This window comes from Dactylosporangium sp. NPDC049140, from assembly GCF_040648435.1.
This window is the reverse complement of the sequence record NZ_JBEZDS010000016.1, coordinates 201,255-217,974: the sequence shown is the minus strand read 5'-3', so window position 1 is coordinate 217,974 and position 16,720 is coordinate 201,255. Positions and strand designations below refer to the sequence as shown.

General features: G+C 71.9%; 13 protein-coding genes and 1 pseudogene. 11 read left to right on the top strand and 3 right to left on the bottom strand.

Features of this window, described 5'->3' with window-relative positions; all coding sequences use genetic code 11:
• Positions 1 to 87: 87 nt before the first annotated feature.
• Together AB0B76_RS26255 and AB0B76_RS26250 are read right to left on the bottom strand one after the other, a co-directional pair.
• Positions 88 to 939: pseudogene (locus AB0B76_RS26255) on the bottom strand (alpha-amylase family glycosyl hydrolase); the annotation flags it as partial.
• Positions 940 to 949: 10 nt separating this feature from the next.
• Entirely contained in the window at positions 950 to 1,864 is a 915-nt protein-coding gene (locus AB0B76_RS26250; protein WP_360380112.1) for a MerR family transcriptional regulator, read from the bottom strand.
• A 57-nt stretch (positions 1,865 to 1,921) separates the two neighbouring features.
• Between AB0B76_RS26250 and AB0B76_RS26245 the strand changes: the two genes are divergently transcribed.
• The 8 genes from AB0B76_RS26245 (at position 1,922) to AB0B76_RS26210 (ending at position 10,432) form a co-directional block, all read left to right on the top strand.
• Positions 1,922 to 2,269: a hypothetical protein gene (locus AB0B76_RS26245; RefSeq protein WP_360380109.1), complete on the top strand. Its 348-nt coding sequence runs from the start codon at positions 1,922 to 1,924 to the stop codon at positions 2,267 to 2,269.
• Positions 2,270 to 2,459: 190 nt separating this feature from the next.
• Entirely contained in the window at positions 2,460 to 3,518 is a 1,059-nt protein-coding gene (locus AB0B76_RS26240) for a BMP family ABC transporter substrate-binding protein (RefSeq protein WP_360380106.1), read from the top strand.
• A 77-nt stretch (positions 3,519 to 3,595) separates the two neighbouring features.
• The gene (locus tag AB0B76_RS26235; RefSeq protein WP_360380103.1) at positions 3,596 to 5,113 is read left to right on the top strand and encodes an ABC transporter ATP-binding protein; all 1,518 of its coding nucleotides are present in this window, start codon (positions 3,596 to 3,598) and stop codon (positions 5,111 to 5,113) included.
• A 168-nt stretch (positions 5,114 to 5,281) separates the two neighbouring features.
• Positions 5,282 to 6,457, top strand: a complete 1,176-nt coding sequence (locus AB0B76_RS26230; protein ID WP_360380101.1) for an ABC transporter permease — start codon at positions 5,282 to 5,284, stop codon at positions 6,455 to 6,457.
• Positions 6,454 to 7,710, top strand: a complete 1,257-nt coding sequence (locus AB0B76_RS26225; protein WP_360380098.1) for an ABC transporter permease — start codon at positions 6,454 to 6,456, stop codon at positions 7,708 to 7,710. The genes AB0B76_RS26230 and AB0B76_RS26225 overlap by 4 nt, the downstream gene beginning before the upstream one ends.
• Before the next feature lie 7 nt (positions 7,711 to 7,717).
• Entirely contained in the window at positions 7,718 to 8,440 is a 723-nt protein-coding gene (locus AB0B76_RS26220; RefSeq protein ID WP_360380096.1) for a cytidine deaminase, read from the top strand.
• The gene (locus tag AB0B76_RS26215; protein WP_360380093.1) at positions 8,437 to 9,714 is read left to right on the top strand and encodes a thymidine phosphorylase; all 1,278 of its coding nucleotides are present in this window, start codon (positions 8,437 to 8,439) and stop codon (positions 9,712 to 9,714) included. The genes AB0B76_RS26220 and AB0B76_RS26215 overlap by 4 nt, the downstream gene beginning before the upstream one ends.
• 37 nt (positions 9,715 to 9,751) lie before the next feature.
• Positions 9,752 to 10,432 carry a DUF4272 domain-containing protein gene (locus tag AB0B76_RS26210; RefSeq protein ID WP_360380090.1) on the top strand — a complete coding sequence of 227 codons (681 nt, stop codon included), beginning with the start codon at positions 9,752 to 9,754 and terminating at the stop codon, positions 10,430 to 10,432.
• Here AB0B76_RS26210 and AB0B76_RS26205 read toward each other — a convergent pair.
• Positions 10,429 to 11,250, bottom strand: coding sequence for a putative RNA methyltransferase (locus AB0B76_RS26205; protein ID WP_360380087.1), 822 nt, complete (start codon positions 11,248 to 11,250; stop codon positions 10,429 to 10,431). The genes AB0B76_RS26210 and AB0B76_RS26205 overlap by 4 nt on opposite strands.
• A gap of 17 nt (positions 11,251 to 11,267) precedes the next feature.
• Between AB0B76_RS26205 and AB0B76_RS26200 the strand changes: the two genes are divergently transcribed.
• From AB0B76_RS26200 to AB0B76_RS26190, 3 genes are all read left to right on the top strand, one after another.
• Entirely contained in the window at positions 11,268 to 12,359 is a 1,092-nt protein-coding gene (locus tag AB0B76_RS26200) for an adenosine deaminase (protein ID WP_360380084.1), read from the top strand.
• A 324-nt stretch (positions 12,360 to 12,683) separates the two neighbouring features.
• Positions 12,684 to 16,277, top strand: a complete 3,594-nt coding sequence (locus AB0B76_RS26195; protein WP_360380081.1) for a nitrate- and nitrite sensing domain-containing protein — start codon at positions 12,684 to 12,686, stop codon at positions 16,275 to 16,277.
• On the top strand, positions 16,274 to 16,678 hold the full coding sequence (locus AB0B76_RS26190; RefSeq protein WP_033358336.1) for a roadblock/LC7 domain-containing protein: 405 nt from the start codon (positions 16,274 to 16,276) through the stop codon (positions 16,676 to 16,678). Before AB0B76_RS26195 ends, AB0B76_RS26190 begins: the two co-directional genes overlap by 4 nt.
• Positions 16,679 to 16,720 lie beyond the last annotated feature (42 nt).

The following is a 16,720-nucleotide window of genomic DNA, read 5'->3' as shown; positions in this document are numbered from 1 at the left end:
GCACTGGCGCGGGCCCGCCGCGACCGCCTGGCAGCGGGAGCTGCGGGCCGAGGCCCGCCGCTACGTCGTCGAGGCGTTCCACGCCGGGGGCGCGCCCACCTCGGCCGCCGCAGCCAGCGAGGCCTCGATGATCCGCCGCAGCTCGGCGGGGTCCCAGGGGGCGTCGAGGAAGTCGAAGTTGAACGCCTGGTGCAGCTCGTCCGCGGCCACGTACCGCGCGACCCGGGCCGGCTCGGTGTCGAAGACCTCGGCGACGGCCATGCGCTCGCCCGGGTACGAGTCCAGGATCTTGCGCCAGCCGCGGTAGATGTCGTGCACCCGGTCCTGGTCGAAGATCGACACCTCCGCGAGGTCCGGTTTGACCAGGCCGTGGGCGACGTCCACGCGGAAGCCGTCGACGCCGCGGTCCAGCCAGAACCGCAGGATGTCGTCGAACTCGGCCCGGACCTCCGGATTGTCCCAGTTCAGGTCGGGTTGGGTGGAGTCGAAGCAGTGCAGGTACCAGGAGCCGTCGGACACCTGGGTCCACGCCGGGCCGCCGAACAGGGACCGCCAGCCGTTGGGCCGCTCATCGGTGGAGCGGAACACGTAGCGGTCCCGCCGGCCCTCGGCGAACCACGGATGGGCCGACGAGGTGTGGTTCGGGACGATGTCGACGATCACCCGGAGGCCCAGGCGGTGGGCCTCGGCGAGCAGGGCGTCGAAGTCGGCCAGGGTGCCGAAGACCGGGTCGACGTCGCGGTAGTCGGACACGTCGTAGCCGCCGTCGACCATGGGGGATCGGTAGAAGGGGGACAGCCACAGGGCGTCCACGCCCAGGTCGGCCAGGTGCGGCAGGCGGGCCGTGATGCCCGGCAGGTCGCCGACCCCGTCGCCGTCGGAGTCGGCGAAGCTGCGCGGGTAGATCTGATAGATGACCGCGGTCCGCCACCACTCCACCTGATCAACGCTACCGGGACGGCGTGGCCCGCAGGGCCGAAAGGAACCACGCCCAGCGATGCATGGTCGACGGGATCGGGGGCCAGCCGTTGATCACGGCCATCAGCTGCCAGTACCGCTCCGCCCGCGGCTCGATCGACAGCTCGATCGCCTCCGCCACCTCGCGTCGCAGGTCCGCGTCATCGGGCCGGCCGGCCGCCGCGGACCACCGCCGCATCACCTCGTCCACCACGGCCGCCGGCGCGGGCGAGCCCCGGTCCTGCGCCTCGGCGACGAGGTCGATGAACCACTTCAGGTCGGCCGGGCCGGTCGGGACGATCCGCCGGGCGCCGGGGGCGAAGCTGCGCCGCCCCATCTCCCGCAGGCGCGCGCGGAAGTCCGGCGCGCGCAGCATCTCGGCCAGCTCGATCCAGGCGTCCACCTGCGCATCGGTCGGCTCGTCCGGCAGGTCCGCCGACACGCTGCGCATGCCCGCGGCGAACTCCTGCGACTCCGCGGTCTCGTTCACGCCCGCGAAGATGCTGTCGAAGAACTCGTCGATGATCCGCCGGCGCTCGTCCGCGCTCGCCTGCGCGATCCGGGCCAGGCGCTCCAGGTCGGCCGGGCTGGAGTCGCGGCCCGCCACCGCGCGCAGGGCGGCCCGGCGCAGGCGCAGGACCCGGATCTGGATGCCCAGGGCGGAGGCGTGCGCCGCGGCCACCTCGCGCAGGTCCGCCCCGCGGTCGAGCACCTGGCGGATGGTGGCCAGGTCCAGGCCCAGCTCGCGCAGCGTGCGGACGAACTCGAGGCGCACGATCGAGCCGTGGTCGTAGCGGCGGTACCCGGCCTGCGACCGCTCGGCCTCCGGCACCAGGCCGACGTCGGAGTAGTACCGGATCGTCTTGACCGGCAGGCCCGTCAGGCGCGACAGCTCGCCTATGTTCATACGGGAATGGTCGACCCTCCAGTTGGGGGAGAGTCAACCGGCCGCTACCTTGCGCGGGTGGAACCTTTGCGGCTCATCCTCCTGTTTCTGCACCTGATCGGCTTCGCGATGCTGCTGGGCGGATCGATCGCGCAGTACCTCACGGGCAAGCTGCGCGTCAACCAGGCCATGCTCTGGGGCGCGATCGTCCAGGTGGTGACCGGCCTCGGGCTCGCCGCTCCGCTGCGCGGCGGCGGGGATCACGAGCCGCCGACGGCCAAGCTCGCGGTGAAGCTCGTGATCGGGCTCATGATTTTCGTCATGGCCTTCTTCTCCCGTAAGCGGGACGAGGTCAACCGCGGCCATTTCCTCGCTTTGGTCGGGTTAACGATCGCTAACGCCGCGGTTGCCGTGTTTTGGCGGTAACTGGGAGGTTACAAGATCGATCCCACGAGGCGGGAGCGCCGTCGGCACGTCACGGCCCTATAACGCACTCCTCCCAACCCGGCAGCGAACGGTGGTTCAGCACCGGCGAGGGCGTACGCTCCCGCCGTTGGGTTCACCGCGTTCCGGCGGTGCATTGGGAAGGGAGACCGTCTTGCGCCAAGTGCGTGGGATGAAGGTTCTCGCGGCCGCCGCGGTGGCGTTTGTCGCGTTGGGCACCATTACCGCTTGCGGTGATGACAAGAACAGCGCGGGGGACGGCAGCAGCGCACCGCCCGCGAAGAAGAGCGTCAAGGTCGGTCTCGCCTTCGACATCGGCGGCCGGGGCGACAAGTCGTTCAACGACTCCGCCGCCGCGGGCCTGGACAAGGTCAAGAGCGACCTCAACCTCGAGGTCAAGGACCTGGCCGCGGTCGCCGGCGAGAGCGAGAACGACAAGTACTCGCGGCTCAAGCTGCTCTGCACCAGCGGCTACAACCCGGTCATCGCCGTGGGCTTCGTCTACGACGGTGCCGACGCCGCGAACGGCCCGCTCGCCCGTGCGGCCAAGGACTGCCCGAACACGAAGTTCGCGATCGTGGACGGCGCGACCAAGGCCGACAACGTGGCCGACCTGACCTTCGCCGAGGAGCAGGGCTCCTACCTGGTCGGCGTCGCCGCGGCCCTGAAGACCACGAAGGGCACCGTCGGCTTCATCGGCGGCTGCCAGGTCGACCTGATCAAGAAGTTCGAGGCGGGCTTCACCGCCGGCGCCAAGGCCACCAAGGCCGACATCAAGGTGCTGACGAACTACCTGTCGACCCCGGCCGACGCCTGCAAGGGCTTCAACGACCCGGCCGGCGGCAAGACCGCCGCGAGCGGCATGTACGACCAGGGTGCGGACATCGTCTACGCGGCGGCCGGCGGCTCCGGCTCCGGCGTCTTCGAGGCCGCCAAGGACAAGAAGGCCCTGGCCATCGGCGTCGACTCGGACCAGTACAACACCGTCAGTGACGCCTCGCTCAAGCCGGTCATCATGACCTCGATGCTCAAGCGGGTCGACAACGCGGTGTTCAACTTCGTCAAGGACTACGCCGACGGCAAGTTCACGGCCGGCGCGACCGTCTTCGACCTCAAGGTCGACGGCGTGGGCTACGCCACGTCCGGTGGCAAGGTCGACGACATCAAGGACAAGCTGGAGGCGGCCAAGGCCGACATCGCGTCGGGCAAGGTCGTCGTTCCTACCAAGTAGTAGGTTCTCGTAGTAGACATCGGGTGCTCGGCGGGGGACTGTGATCCGGTCCCCCGCCTCATCTTTAGGGAGCCTGGATGACCGCGGAACCATCCGCCGTCGAGCTGAAGGGGATCACGAAGCGGTTCCCCGGCGTTGTGGCCAACTCCGACGTCAACCTCACCGTGCGCAAGGGCACGATCCACGCGATCGTCGGTGAGAACGGTGCCGGCAAGTCGACCCTGATGAAGATCCTGTACGGCATGCAGCCGCCTGACGAGGGCGAGATCATCGTCGACGGGAGCCCGGTCCGGTTCTCCTCGCCGCAGGGCGCCATCGCGGCCGGCATCGGCATGGTGCACCAGCACTTCATGCTCGCCGACAACTTCACCGTGACCGAGAACGTGGTGCTCGGGGCCGAGAAGCTCTACGGCATCGGGTCGAAGGCCAAAGCCAAGATCAACGAGATTTCGCAGCGGTACGGCCTGGGCGTACGCCCGGACGAGCTGGTGGAGCACCTCGGGGTCGGCGACCGGCAGCGCGTGGAGATCCTCAAGGTGCTCTACCGCGGCGCCCGGATCCTGATCCTCGACGAGCCGACCGCGGTACTCGTCCCGCAGGAGGTCGACGAGCTCTTCGGCAACCTCCGCGAGCTCATCCGCGAGGGCCTCACGGTCCTGTTCATCTCGCACAAGCTCGACGAGGTGCGCGCGGTCGCCGACGACATCACGGTCATCCGCCGCGGCACGACCGTCGCCTCGGTCAAGCCGGCCGACGTGTCCGCCCGCCAGCTGGCCACCCTCATGGTCGGCAGCGAGCTGCCCAGCCCGGAGGCGCGCGAGTCCACCGTGACCGACGAGCCCGCCCTGGTCGTCGAGGGGCTCACGGTCCTCGGCGCCGAGGGCCGCCCGGTCGTGAACAACGCGACCTTCACCATCCACCGCGGCGAGGTCGTCGGCATCGCCGGCGTCGAGGGCAACGGCCAGGCCGAGCTCGCCGAGGCCATCCTCGGCATGCGCGCGGCGACCGGCACCATCCGCCTCGGCGGCGACGACGTCTCCTCCTGGTCCACCCGGCGCCGCCGCGAGGCCGGCATCGGCTACGTGCCCGAGGACCGGCACCGCCAGGGCCTGCTGCTGGACGCGCCGCTGTGGGAGAACCGCATCCTGGGCCACCAGACCGAGCGGCCCAACGCGCGGGGCTTCCTGATCGACGTCGGCGGGGCCCGGCGCGACACGCAGCGGATCGTCGAGCAGTACGACGTGCGCACCCCCAGCATCGACGTGGCCGCCCTGGCCCTCTCCGGCGGCAACCAGCAGAAGCTCATCGTCGGCCGGGAGATGAGCCACGAGCCGAAGGTGCTCATCGCGGCCCACCCGACCCGCGGGGTCGACGTCGGCGCCCAGGCCGCGATCTGGGACCACATCCGCAGCGCCCGCATCGCCGGCATGGGCGTGCTGCTGATCTCGGCCGACCTCGACGAGCTCATCGGCCTGTCCGACTCGCTCAAGGTCATCTACGGTGGGCGGCTGGTGGCCGACGCCGACCCGGCGACCGTCACCCCCGAACAGCTGGGCGTCGCCATGACCGGCGCCACGACCGAGGAGGCTTCGTGAGCGGTACGCAACGAAGTGGAGTGGCCGCTCACCAGAGGTGCAGTGATCCGGCGTCGGCACCGGAGCTTGCGGAGGTGACGGCGTGAGCGGTACGCAACGAAGTGGAGTGGCCGCTCACCAGAGGTGCAGTGATCCGGCGCAGGCATCGGAGCTTGCGGAGGTGTCGGCGTGAGCGCGGGAACCATCACCGCCGCCTCCCCGCCGCCGTTCTGGCGCCGCGTCGACCCGGCGAAGCTCCTGCCGCAGCTCATCGCGCCGGTCGCGGCGCTGCTGCTGGCCGCGGCGATCTCCTGGCTCGCGCTGAAGCTGACCGGTAAGGACGCGGGCCAGGCCTTCAGCGACATGCTCGACTTCGGCACGCAGCCGGACTCGATCGTGGAGATCCTGAACAAGGCCAGCGAGTACTACATCGCCGCCGTGGCCGTGGCCATCGGCTTCAAGATGGGCCTGTTCAACATCGGCGTCGAGGGCCAGTCGAAGATCGGCGCGTTCATGGCCGGGGCCCTGGCCAGCGCCTCCTTCATGAGCTGGCTGCCCGGCACGCTGCGGATCGTGCTGATCATCGTGGTCGCCGCCATCGTCGGCGCGATCTGGGCCTCGATCGCCGCGCTGCTCAAGACCCAGCGCGGGGTCAGCGAGGTCATCTCCACGCTGATGCTCAACGCGATCGCCGGCCAGGTGGTGACCTGGCTGCTCAACGAGCACTGGGGCGTGCAGCAGCCCGGCGCGCAGATCAAGACCACCGGCGTACTCCCCGAGAACTCCTGGATGCCCGGCCTGCCGATCGTCTCCGGCACCGACCAGAAGGTGCTGGGCTTCCTGGCCATCGCCGCGGCGCTGGGTGTCGTGTACTGGTTCACCGTCAACCGCACCCGCTTCGGCTTCGACCTGCGGGCCACCGGCTACAACCCGTTCGCGGCCACGGCCAGCGGCGTGAGCGCCAAGCGGATGGTCATCACCGCGATGATCATCTCGGGTGCCATCGGCGGCCTGGTCAACCTGCCCCGCATGCTCGGCGAGACGCACACCTACACCGAGGGCTTCGGCGGCATCGGCTTCACCGGCATCGCGGTCGCGCTGCTGGGCCGCAACCACCCGGTCGGCATGGCCCTGGGCGCGATCCTGTGGGGCTTCCTGGCCCGCTCCCAGCTCATCCTCGACCTCGACGGCATCCCGAAAGAGATCGTGGTGATCATGCAGGGCGTCGCCGTGCTGTCCGTGGTCGTCGCCTACGAGCTGGCCAACCGCATCGGCCGGCGCGCGCAGCAGCAGCGGGTCGGCGCCGCCACCGCGGCCCCGGCGGGCTCCGCCCCGCTGGCCCCCGTAACGGAGGAGTCCAAGTGAGCACCGACGCGATGCTCTCCGCCGTCGCGGCGGAGCCGGCCGCACCGAAGCGGCGTCGCATGAGTACCGCCCGGATCCTGCTCATCGTCGCGGGCACGCTGATCGGCCTGTCCCTGGTCCACCTGCTCACCGGGGCCGACGACGTCACCTCGCAGGGCGCCATCCAGGCCGCGCTGCAGGCGGCGGTGCCGATCGGGCTCGCCGGCCTCGGCGGGCTGTGGTCGGAGCGGGCCGGCGTCGTGAACATCGGCCTCGAGGGGCAGATGATCCTCGGCACCTGGTTCGGCGCGTGGGGGAGCCTGAACTACGGGCCCTGGGTCGGGCTGCTGATCGGCATCGCCGGCGGCGCGCTCGGCGGCCTGCTGCACGCGCTGGCCACGGTGACCTTCGGCGTCGACCACATCATCTCCGGTGTGGCGATCACGCTGCTGGCGCCGGGCATCACGCGGTACCTCTCCTTCATCGTGTGGGGCAGCGCCGGCGCGACCCAGTCGCCCGCGCTCAAGCCCGACCAGACCGTCCCGCGGGTCTCGGTGCCGTTCGTCGATCGGCTGGCGAGCCTGGAGAAGCACCACTGGTTCCTCGTCAGCGACCTCGCGGGCGTGCTGCGCGGCCTGCTCGTGGACGTGTCGCTCGTGACCGTGCTCGCGGTGCTGCTGATCATCGGGACCTGGCTGGTGCTGTGGCGCAGCCCGTTCGGCCTGCGCGTGCGCTCGGTCGGCGAGGACCCGCGGGCGGCCGAGAGCCTCGGCATCAACGTCTACAAGTACAAGTACTACGGCGTCGTCATCTCGGGCGCGATGGCCGGCCTCGGCGGCGTGTACCTGTCGACGGTCAGCTCCGTGATCTTCCGCGAGGGGCAGACGGGCGGTCGCGGGTACATCGGCCTCGCCGCGATGATCTTCGGCAACTGGCGGCCGGGCGGGCTGGCGCTGGGCGCCTCGCTGTTCGGCTACACCGACGCGCTGCAGCTGCGCCGCGGCTCGGAGTCGGTGCACGCGCTGCTGATCCTCGTCGGCGCGCTGCTGCTGGCCCTGGCGGTGTGGGAGTTCGTGCGCCGCAACACCGTGGTCGGAGTGGCCGCGGGCGTGCTCGGCATCCTGTCCTACGTCCTGTACTTCACCGTCGACAAGATCCCCACGGCGCTCGTGCAGGCCGCGCCGTACATCACCGTGCTCGTGGTGCTCGCCCTCGCCGCCCAGCGGTTGCGGATGCCCGCGGCCGACGGCAAGCCCTATCGCCGCGGCGGATGATGGTCTTGTGAACTCTGTACCGGTTGATTGGGATGCGCTGCGCAGCGCGGCGGTCTCGGCCATGGAAAGGGCGTACGCGCCCTACTCGAAGTTCCCGGTCGGGGCCGCCGCGCTCGTCGACGACGGCCGGGTCGTCGTCGGGTGCAACGTGGAGAACGCCTCCTACGGCCTCGGCCTGTGCGCCGAGTGCGGTCTGGTGTCGAGCCTGCAGGTGACCGGCGGCGGCCGGCTGGTCGCGCTGGCCTGCGTGGACGCCGACGGCCGCCCGCTCATGCCGTGCGGGCGCTGCCGGCAGCTGCTGTGGGAGCACGGCGGCGCCGCGCTGCTGATCGACCACGCGAGCGGGCCGCTGCCGATGTCGGCGCTGCTGCCGTACGCCTTCGACGACACCGACCTCGTGCGGATCCAGGAGCGCGAGGTCGACCTCAACCCCACGGTCCCGGCCGCGCTCGCGCTCAAGGTCGGCAGCGGCACGGTCTTCGTGCACCCGGACATCGCCGACGGGCGGCAGGTCTGGACGTCGTACTGGGAACGCTCGTCCGGCACCGGTGAGGACGAGCCGGTGGGCATCCTGGAGGAGGGCCCGATCTTCGCCACGGCGGCCGAGGCGGTCGACTGGGGCCGTATCCGAACCCCCCGCGTGATCGTCGTCGACGCGCAGGGCACCGCGAGCTGGGCCGGGGACACCCCGCGCCCGGCCGGCATCGAACAGGACTGGAGCAGCCGATGAGCTTCGCGGCCGTGGACGTCATCCGCGCCAAGCGCGACAAGGGCGTGCTGAGCGACGAGCAGATCGACTGGGTCGTCGCCGCCTACACCCGCGGTGAGGTCGCCGACGAGCAGATGTCGGCGCTGGCGATGGCCATCCTGCTCAACGGCATGACGCCGAGGGAGATCGCCCGCTGGACCGCGGCCATGATCGCCTCGGGGGAGCGGCTGGACCTGTCCCAGGTCGGGCGCCCGACCGTCGACAAGCACTCCACCGGCGGGGTCGGCGACAAGATCACGCTGCCGCTGACGCCGCTCGTGGCCGCGTGCGGCGCGGCGGTACCGCAGCTGTCCGGCCGGGGGCTCGGCCACACCGGCGGCACGCTGGACAAGCTCGAGTCGATCCGCGGCTTCGGCACGAAGCTGTCCAACGACGAGTTCACCGAGCAGCTGCGCACGGTCGGCGCGGCGATCTGCGCCGCCGGCGAGGGCCTGGCCCCGGCCGACCGCAAGCTCTACGCGCTGCGGGACGTCACCGGCACGGTCGAGGCGATCCCGCTGATCGCGAGCTCGATCATGAGCAAGAAGATCGCCGAGGGCACGTCGGCGCTGATCCTCGACGTGAAGTTCGGCTCGGGCGCGTTCATGCGCGAGGTCGCCGACGCCCGGGAGCTGGCCCGCACCATGGTGGAGCTGGGCAAGGCGCACGGCGTGACCACGGTCGCGCTGCTCACCGACATGCACACGCCGCTGGGCCGCGCCGTCGGGCACTCCGTCGAGGTCGAGGAGTCGCTGGAGGTGCTGGCCGGCGGCGGGCCGCAGGACGTCGTCGCGCTCACCCTGGCCCTGGCCCGGGAGATGCTCGACGCGGTCGGCCTGGGCGACGCCGACCCGCAGCAGGCGATCGCCGACGGCCGCGCGATGGACTCGTGGCGGGCCCTGGTGCGGGCGCAGGGCGGCGACCCGGACGCCCCGCTGCCGGTGGCCAACGAGGTCGAGACGATCACCGCGGCGGCCGACGGGTTCGTGTCGGGCCTCGACGCGTACGCGGTCGGCGTGGCCGCCTGGCGCCTCGGAGCCGGCCGCGCCCGCAAGGAGGACCCGGTCAGCGCCTCCGCCGGGATCATCCTGCACCGCCGGCCGGGCGACCCCGTGCACGCCGGCGACGTACTCATGGAGCTGCGGGCGGAGGACGCCGCGAAGCTGCCGGCGGCGCTGGAGGTGGCCCGCGGGGCGGTCACGCTCGCCGCGTCGCCCCCGCCCAAGCGGCCCCTCATCCTCGACCGGATCTCCTGATGGAAAGACTGTCCGAACGGTTGGTTATTGTGCGCGGATGAGCACCACGGCGCCGGACCCGCAGCGGGTGCGGGAGGCGAGCCTCGAGGAGCTGCACCGCCTGCGGCTCCCCCTCCCCCCGCCCGACTTCCCGCTGATCTGGGAGCCGGGGGACCAGGTCGACCTGCGCCCCGGCCCCTCGATCGAGGCCCGGGCCGCCTGCCTGAACGTCGTGCTGGCCCGGGCCTGGGGCCTGCCGCCCGAGCTCGGCGTGCAGTGGCTGGCCGAGGCGCGCCTGGTCGAGTGGCTCACGCCGGAGGAATGGCGGTTCGTCGCCGAGGCCGACGGCGACGAGCGCGCGTTCGCCCGGCACGTCGAGGCCCTCTTCACGCTGGCCTGGCTGCTGGGCATCGCGATGGACCTCGACCCGCTGTGGGGCGCGGCCGAGGGGCTCATGGAGCGGCTGCCCAACCTGGCCCAGGGCGAGAGCTTCGACACCTGGCGCCGGCGCACCCTGGCCGCCCCGCGCTCGGCGCTCGAGGCGGCCCGGCAGCTGGACCTGTATTACTGCCTGGACTGGGCGCTGCGGGAGTGCGAACGGCGGGGGCTGCCGCTGCCGGGGCAGCTGGACGCGAGCGCGGCGGGGCAGCGGCGGTGGGCCCTGGAGTGGGCGGTGGTGTTCGCCGGGCCGTACCACGGCGCGCCCCCGGGCTGGGGGCAGGTGGACCTCTCGACCTAGGTACGAGCGCGCCACACGGTGAGGTCGACGTCGAGCGTGGCGGCGACCGGCTCCGGCATCCCCTCCAGCGCGGCCCGGATCGCGTCCGGGTCGGTGTGCCATGCGCTCGGGCCCATCCCGACGAGGGCGTGGGCGTCGGCGCGCGTGAGGGCGAGCGGGGCGTGGACGCGGTGCTCGCCGGCCGGTACGAACCACGGGTCCAGGCTTTTCCGCAGCCGCTCGCGCTTGGCCGGGTCGACGCGGATCAGGCCGAGGGCGTCGACGAGCTCGGCCAGGTGACCGGCGGCCGGGGTGGCCACCACCAGGGCGCCGCCCGGGCGCAGGACGCGCGCGAACTCGGCCCCGGAGCGGGGCGCGAAGACGTCGAGGACGACGGCGGCGGCGTGGTCGGCGACGGGCAGGCCGTGCCAGATGTCGGCGCGGACGGCCCCGATGCGCTCGTGGGCCCGGGCGGCCCGGCGCAGCGCCGGCTTGGAGGTGTCGACCGCGAGCCCGTCGCCGCCGGAGCGGATCGCGGCGGCCAGGTAGTGCGCGGTGCCGGCGCCGACCTCCACGACCAGGCCCGGCCGCTCGTGCGCGACAAGCTCGGCCACGGCCGCGGTCAGGGCGCCGAAGTGCCCGGCGGCCAGCAGCGACTCCCGGGCCGCGACCATGTCCGCGGTGTCGCCCTTGGCGGGCCGGCCGGCGGTCAGGTCGACGTACCCCTGCCGGGCGACGTCGAACGAGTGCCCCTGCGGGCACCGCAGCGCTGTGCCGGCGCGGGCGAGGGGGGCGCGGCACACGGGACAGCGCAGATGTGTGACGACGGCGGGTTGCACACCACTAGTGTCGTTGCATGGCTATCCCTTCTTCGGCGGCCCCTACCCTCGACGAGATCCGTCGCGCGCCCAAGGCCCTGCTCCACGACCACCTCGACGGGGGTCTGCGCCCCGCGACGATCCTCGACCTCGCGGCCGGGATCGGCCACGAACTGCCGGCGGCCACGCCCGAGGGCCTGGGCGAGTGGTTCGTCGCGGCCGCGGACTCGGGGTCGCTGGAGCGGTACCTGACCACGTTCGCCCACACCGTCGCGGTGATGCAGACCGCCGACGCGCTGCACCGGGTCGCCCGCGAGTGCGCGCTCGACCTGTCCGCGGACGGGGTGGTGTACGCCGAGGTCCGCTTCGCGCCCGAGCAGCACCTCGAGGCGGGGCTGACCCTGCCCGAGGTCGTCGAGGCGGTGCTGGACGGGTTCCGGGCCGGCTCGGCCGAGGCGGCCGCGCTGGGCACCCCGATCCGCGTCGGGACCCTGCTCACGGCGATGCGCCACGCGGCGCGCTCGATGGAGATCGCCGAGCTCTCCATCCGGTACCGCGACGCCGGCGTCGTCGGCTTCGACATCGCCGGGGCCGAGGCCGGCTTCCCGCCCACGCGCCACCTGGACGCCTTCGAGTACCTCCAGCGCGAGAACTCACATTTCACCATTCACGCCGGAGAGGCGTTCGGCCTGCCGTCCATCTGGCAGGCGCTGCAGTGGTGCGGCGCGGACCGGCTCGGGCACGGCGTGCGCATCGTCGACGACATCGGCGCCGAGGGCACCGGCAGCGCGCTGGGCCGTCTGGCCGCATATGTTCGCGACAAGCGCATTCCGCTGGAGCTGTGCCCGTCCTCCAACGTGCAGACCGGCGCGGCCCCCTCGATCCGCGAGCACCCGATCGGTCTGCTGCGTGACCTGCGCTTCCGCGTCACCGTCAACACCGACAACCGGCTCATGAGCGGCACGAGCATGTCGCGCGAGATGGCTTTGCTGGTGGAGGCGTTCGGTTACGGCTGGGCGGAATTGCAGTGGTTCACGGTAAATGCGATGAAGAGCGCGTTCATTCCGTTCGACGAGCGGCTCGCCCTGATCAACGACGTCATCAAACCGGCATACGCCAAGCTCACGTGATGTCCGGATTTGTCACCGGCCATGATCCGGAGCTAGGTGAGTGTTCGGTATAAATGCCTTCAAAATGGACATTCTCTTCAGTCTTACACATAAAGCGCAGCGGCAGACCTGGGCTTTCTTCTTGGCACGGGACATGGTGGAATCTCGGAGGTCTGGCCCAGTAGGGTCGGCCGGTCGCGGGTGCCTGCTGTTTCACAAGGCGCCGGTTCGGAGGGCGGTGAAGTGAGCAAACGGCCATCGACGCACGAGCCGGTCTCGTCGCGTCTGCGTTTCCCGATCGGCCGGCTCCGAGACCTGCCGATCTGGTCCAAGCTCGGTCTCATCATGATCGTTCCGATCATCGCGACGATCGTGGTCGGCACGAACGGTCTCGTCGGCAACATCGGTGAGGCGAACGACGCCGACCGGGCCCGCACACTCTCCGGGCTCTCCGCCCAGGCCTCCGCCCTCGTGCACGAGCTGCAGAACGAGCGGGCCAACGCGGCCATGCTGCTCGGCCAGCTCAACACCGACGCGGCCGTCGAGGCCCGCAGCATCTTCGAGCGGCAGACCCAGAAGAGCGACGACGCCAGCAAGGACTACCGGCTCACCCGGTCCGGCCTGGCCGACCCGCCCGAGGACTTCCGCAAGCAGCTCGCCACGATCGACACGCAGCTGCAGGACCTGCCCGGCATGCGCAAGCAGATCACCGAGGGCAGCAAGGAGATCCTGGCCAGCACCGTGGTGGCCCGGTACAAGTCGCTGATCGACGACCTGCTCAGCATCCGCGACAGCGCGGCCGAGCTGTCGAACAACCCGTCGCTGGGCGCCGACATGCGCGCCGCGGCCGCCATCTCGGAGATGAAGGAGCAGGTGGCCCTGGAGCGGGTCGTCGGCATCCGGGCGCTCACGACGAGGGCCTTCACGCCGCAGCTGCGCAAGGAGTTCCAGTCCGCGCTGACCGGCCAGGACCAGGCCGAGGAGCAGTTCCGCACCAACTCCCAGCCCTGGCACCGCGACCTGTTCGACAAGAAGCGGTCCGGCTCGGACCTCAAAGAGGCCTCCACCTTCGAGGGTGTGCTGGGCCCGCTGACCACCGAGCAGCTGCCGGGCGACATCTTCACCGCCACCGCGTGGGACAACGCCATGATCAACAAGGCGAACCTGCTGCGGGGCATCGAGATCGAGTTCGACGACCACAACATCGACAGCGCCACCACGGCCCGCAACGACCTGCAGCGCCGGGTGCTCGTCACCGCCGGCGCGCTGCTCGGCATGCTGCTGCTGGCGATCCTCTTCGCCTGGATCGTGGCCCGGTCGATGGCCCGCTCGCTGCGCGAACTGCGCCACGGCGCGCTCACGGTCGCGCAGTTCGGCCTGCCCCAGGCGGTGCAACGACTGCGTGACCCGGCGCTGGCCACCCAGATGTCGCCGCACCAACTGGCCCTGCAGATCGCCGAACCACTGCCGATCCGCAGCCGCGACGAGTTCGGCCAGGTGGCCGAGGCGTTCAACGCCGTCCACCTCGAGGCCGTCCGCACCGCCGCCGAGCAGGCCGCACTGCGGGCCAGCGTCGCGACCATGTTCGTCAACCTCGCCCGCCGCTCCCAGATCCTGGTCGACCGGCTCATCGGCCACCTCGACCGGCTGGAGCGCGGCGAGGAGGACCCGGACCGCCTGGCCGAGCTCTTCCAGCTCGACCACCTGGCCACCCGGATGCGCCGTAACGACGAGAACCTCCTGGTCCTCGCGGGCGCCGACTCCACGCGCATCCAGCGCGAGCCGGCCCCGCTGATGGACGTGCTGCGCGCCGCGCAGTCCGAGGTCGAGCACTACACGCGCATCGAGTTCGGCATGATCGACCGGGACATCGAGATCTCGGCGCACTCGGTCAACGACATGGTCCACCTGGTCGCCGAGCTGCTGGACAACGCGACGGCGTTCTCGCCGCCGGACTCGGCCGTCATCGTCGAGGCCCGCCGCGTCGGCGACCGCGCCGTGCTGCTGGTCGAGGACCACGGCATCGGCATCTCGCCCGAGCAGCTCGCCGAGCTCAACGACCGGCTCGCCAATCCGCCGATGGTCGACGTGGCCGTCTCCCGGATGATGGGCCTGGTCGTGGTCGCCCGGCTGGCGGCCCGCCACGGCGTCAAGGTCGAGCTGCGGGCGGCGCGCGAGCGCGGCACCATCGCCGACATGACGCTGCCGGCCGGCGTGCTCGTGCCGCGGGCGCTCTCCGGGCGCGCGGCCGCGGGGATGCCGACCGCCGGCATGCCCGCCGTGGGCCCCAACGACGTCGTGCAGGCCCGGCCGATCCCGTCGACCCCCGCGCCGCGTTCCCCGCTCGCCTCGCCCCTGGCGCTGGAGAGCGGTCCGACGCCCGGCGGTCTGGGCGGCGGCTTCGCGGGCGCCGGCACGGGCCCCGGTGGCGGCCCCGGCAACGGCGGCGGCCCGCGCTTCGGCACACTGACCAGCAGTGGCCTCTTCGGCGGCGACCGCCCCGACCGCAGCAACGGCGGCGGCACCGGCGAGCGCCCGACCGTCAACGGCTTCGCCAACGGCGCCCCGCCGCGCCCTGCCCCGCCCGCGCCCCCGGCCCGCCCGACGCTCCCGCCCGGTGGCGGCGGCTTCGGCGGCGAGGACACCGGCGGCTTCCGGCGCGGGGACACCGACGGGTTCCGCCGCGGCGACACCGGGGACACCGGCGGCTTCCGGCGCGGCGACACCGACGGCTTCCGCCGCGGCGACACGGGCGACCCCGGCGGCTTCCGCCGGGGCGACACCGGGGACACCGGTGGCTTCCGCCGTGGCGACACGGGCGGCTTCCGGCGCGACGGGAGCGGCTTCGGCCGTGACCCCGAGCACGACGCCGGCGGCCGCAACGGCCTCGGCGCGGAGCGCGGCCCGGCCGAGCGTGGCGGCGGTCGCAACCTGCCTGCCTGGTCCGACCTCACCGGCGCCGGCGACGTCAGCGACGCCGGCGGCGAAGAGGCCTACCGGCGCGACCGCGACGACGCGCCCGGCGGCCCGGGCGGGCTCAACCCGCTGCCCCAGCGCCGGGCCAACGACACCTGGCCCGCCGACGGCGAGAACGGCGACGCCGAAGAGGCGGGCGGCCCGATCCCGCGGCAGCGCCCCGGCTTCCCCGGCGCCTACGACGACGCCCCGGCCGGCTCGGGCATGCCCGCGCCCGCCGCTCCGCCGTCGCCGTGGCCCCCGGCCGACGCCCAGCCGCCGCAGCGGCCCGCGCCGCAGCCGGAGCCGTACGCGCCCGTCGACATGACCGCGGAGATTCCGCGCGTCCGGCTCGACTGGGACCCGGCGCCGAGCGAGAGCGAAGCCCCTGATTCCCGGCAGCGCTTCGTCGACGAGACGATGGAGTTGCCGATCTTCCGGGAGCTGGAGTCCGCCTGGTTCACGACCAAGCGCCAGCCCCTGGAAGACCTGACGCCCCCGGCCGCCGCTCCGGCTCCGGCTCCGGCGGCAGCTCAGCCGCCCTCGGCCGGCCCTCGGCCGGTCGAGGTCACCTACAGTGAGGCGCCGTCCCCATACGTCCCGCCGCAGCGATTTGAAACCCGCACTCCGGGTGAACCTTCGCGAGGTTCGGCCGACCGGGCGTCGAGCGGTTCGACAGTAAACTGGCACACTGCGGCAGACGAAGGATGGCAAGCGGCAGCGGCAATCGCCGAGGCGCAGGAATTCACGACGACCGACATGGGTTTGCCCAAGCGCGTGCCGATGTCGCAGCTGGTTCCAGGTGGTGTTGAGAAGAACACCGCCGTTGCGCACAAGCGGACGCCGGAGTCCGTGCGCGGTCTGTTGTCGGCGTATCACCGAGGCGTTCAGCGGGGCCGCACGCGGTCCGACGACTCGAAAACCCCGGAGCCGACTTCGGCCGGGCCTCAAAACTCGCAGGTTGGCAAGGAGCACGAGGCATGACATCTACGCAGGATCTCGGTTGGCTGCTCGCCAACTTCGCGGACCGAGTGCCGGGGGTCGCCCACGCGGTCGCCGTCTCGGCGGACGGTCTGCTGCTGGCTGCTTCTCGCGACCTGCCCCGCGACCGCGGTGATCAGCTGGCCGCGATCGCGTCCGGTCTGGTGAGCTTGACGCAGGGCGCGTCCCGCTGCTTCGAGGGCGGGGCCGTGTTGCAGACTGTCGTCGAAATGGACAACGGCTTCCTGTTTCTCATGTCGATCTCCGACGGTTCGTCGTTCGCGGTCCTCGCGGCCCGCGCGTGCGACGTCGGTCAGGTCGGCTACGAAATGGCATTGCTGGTCGACCGGGTCGGTGACGCGCTCACGCCGCCGCCTCGCCCGACGGCCTCGATGCTCGGCTGAAGCTGAACCAGGTGACAGAGCAATATCTCTTAGCTGTACCAA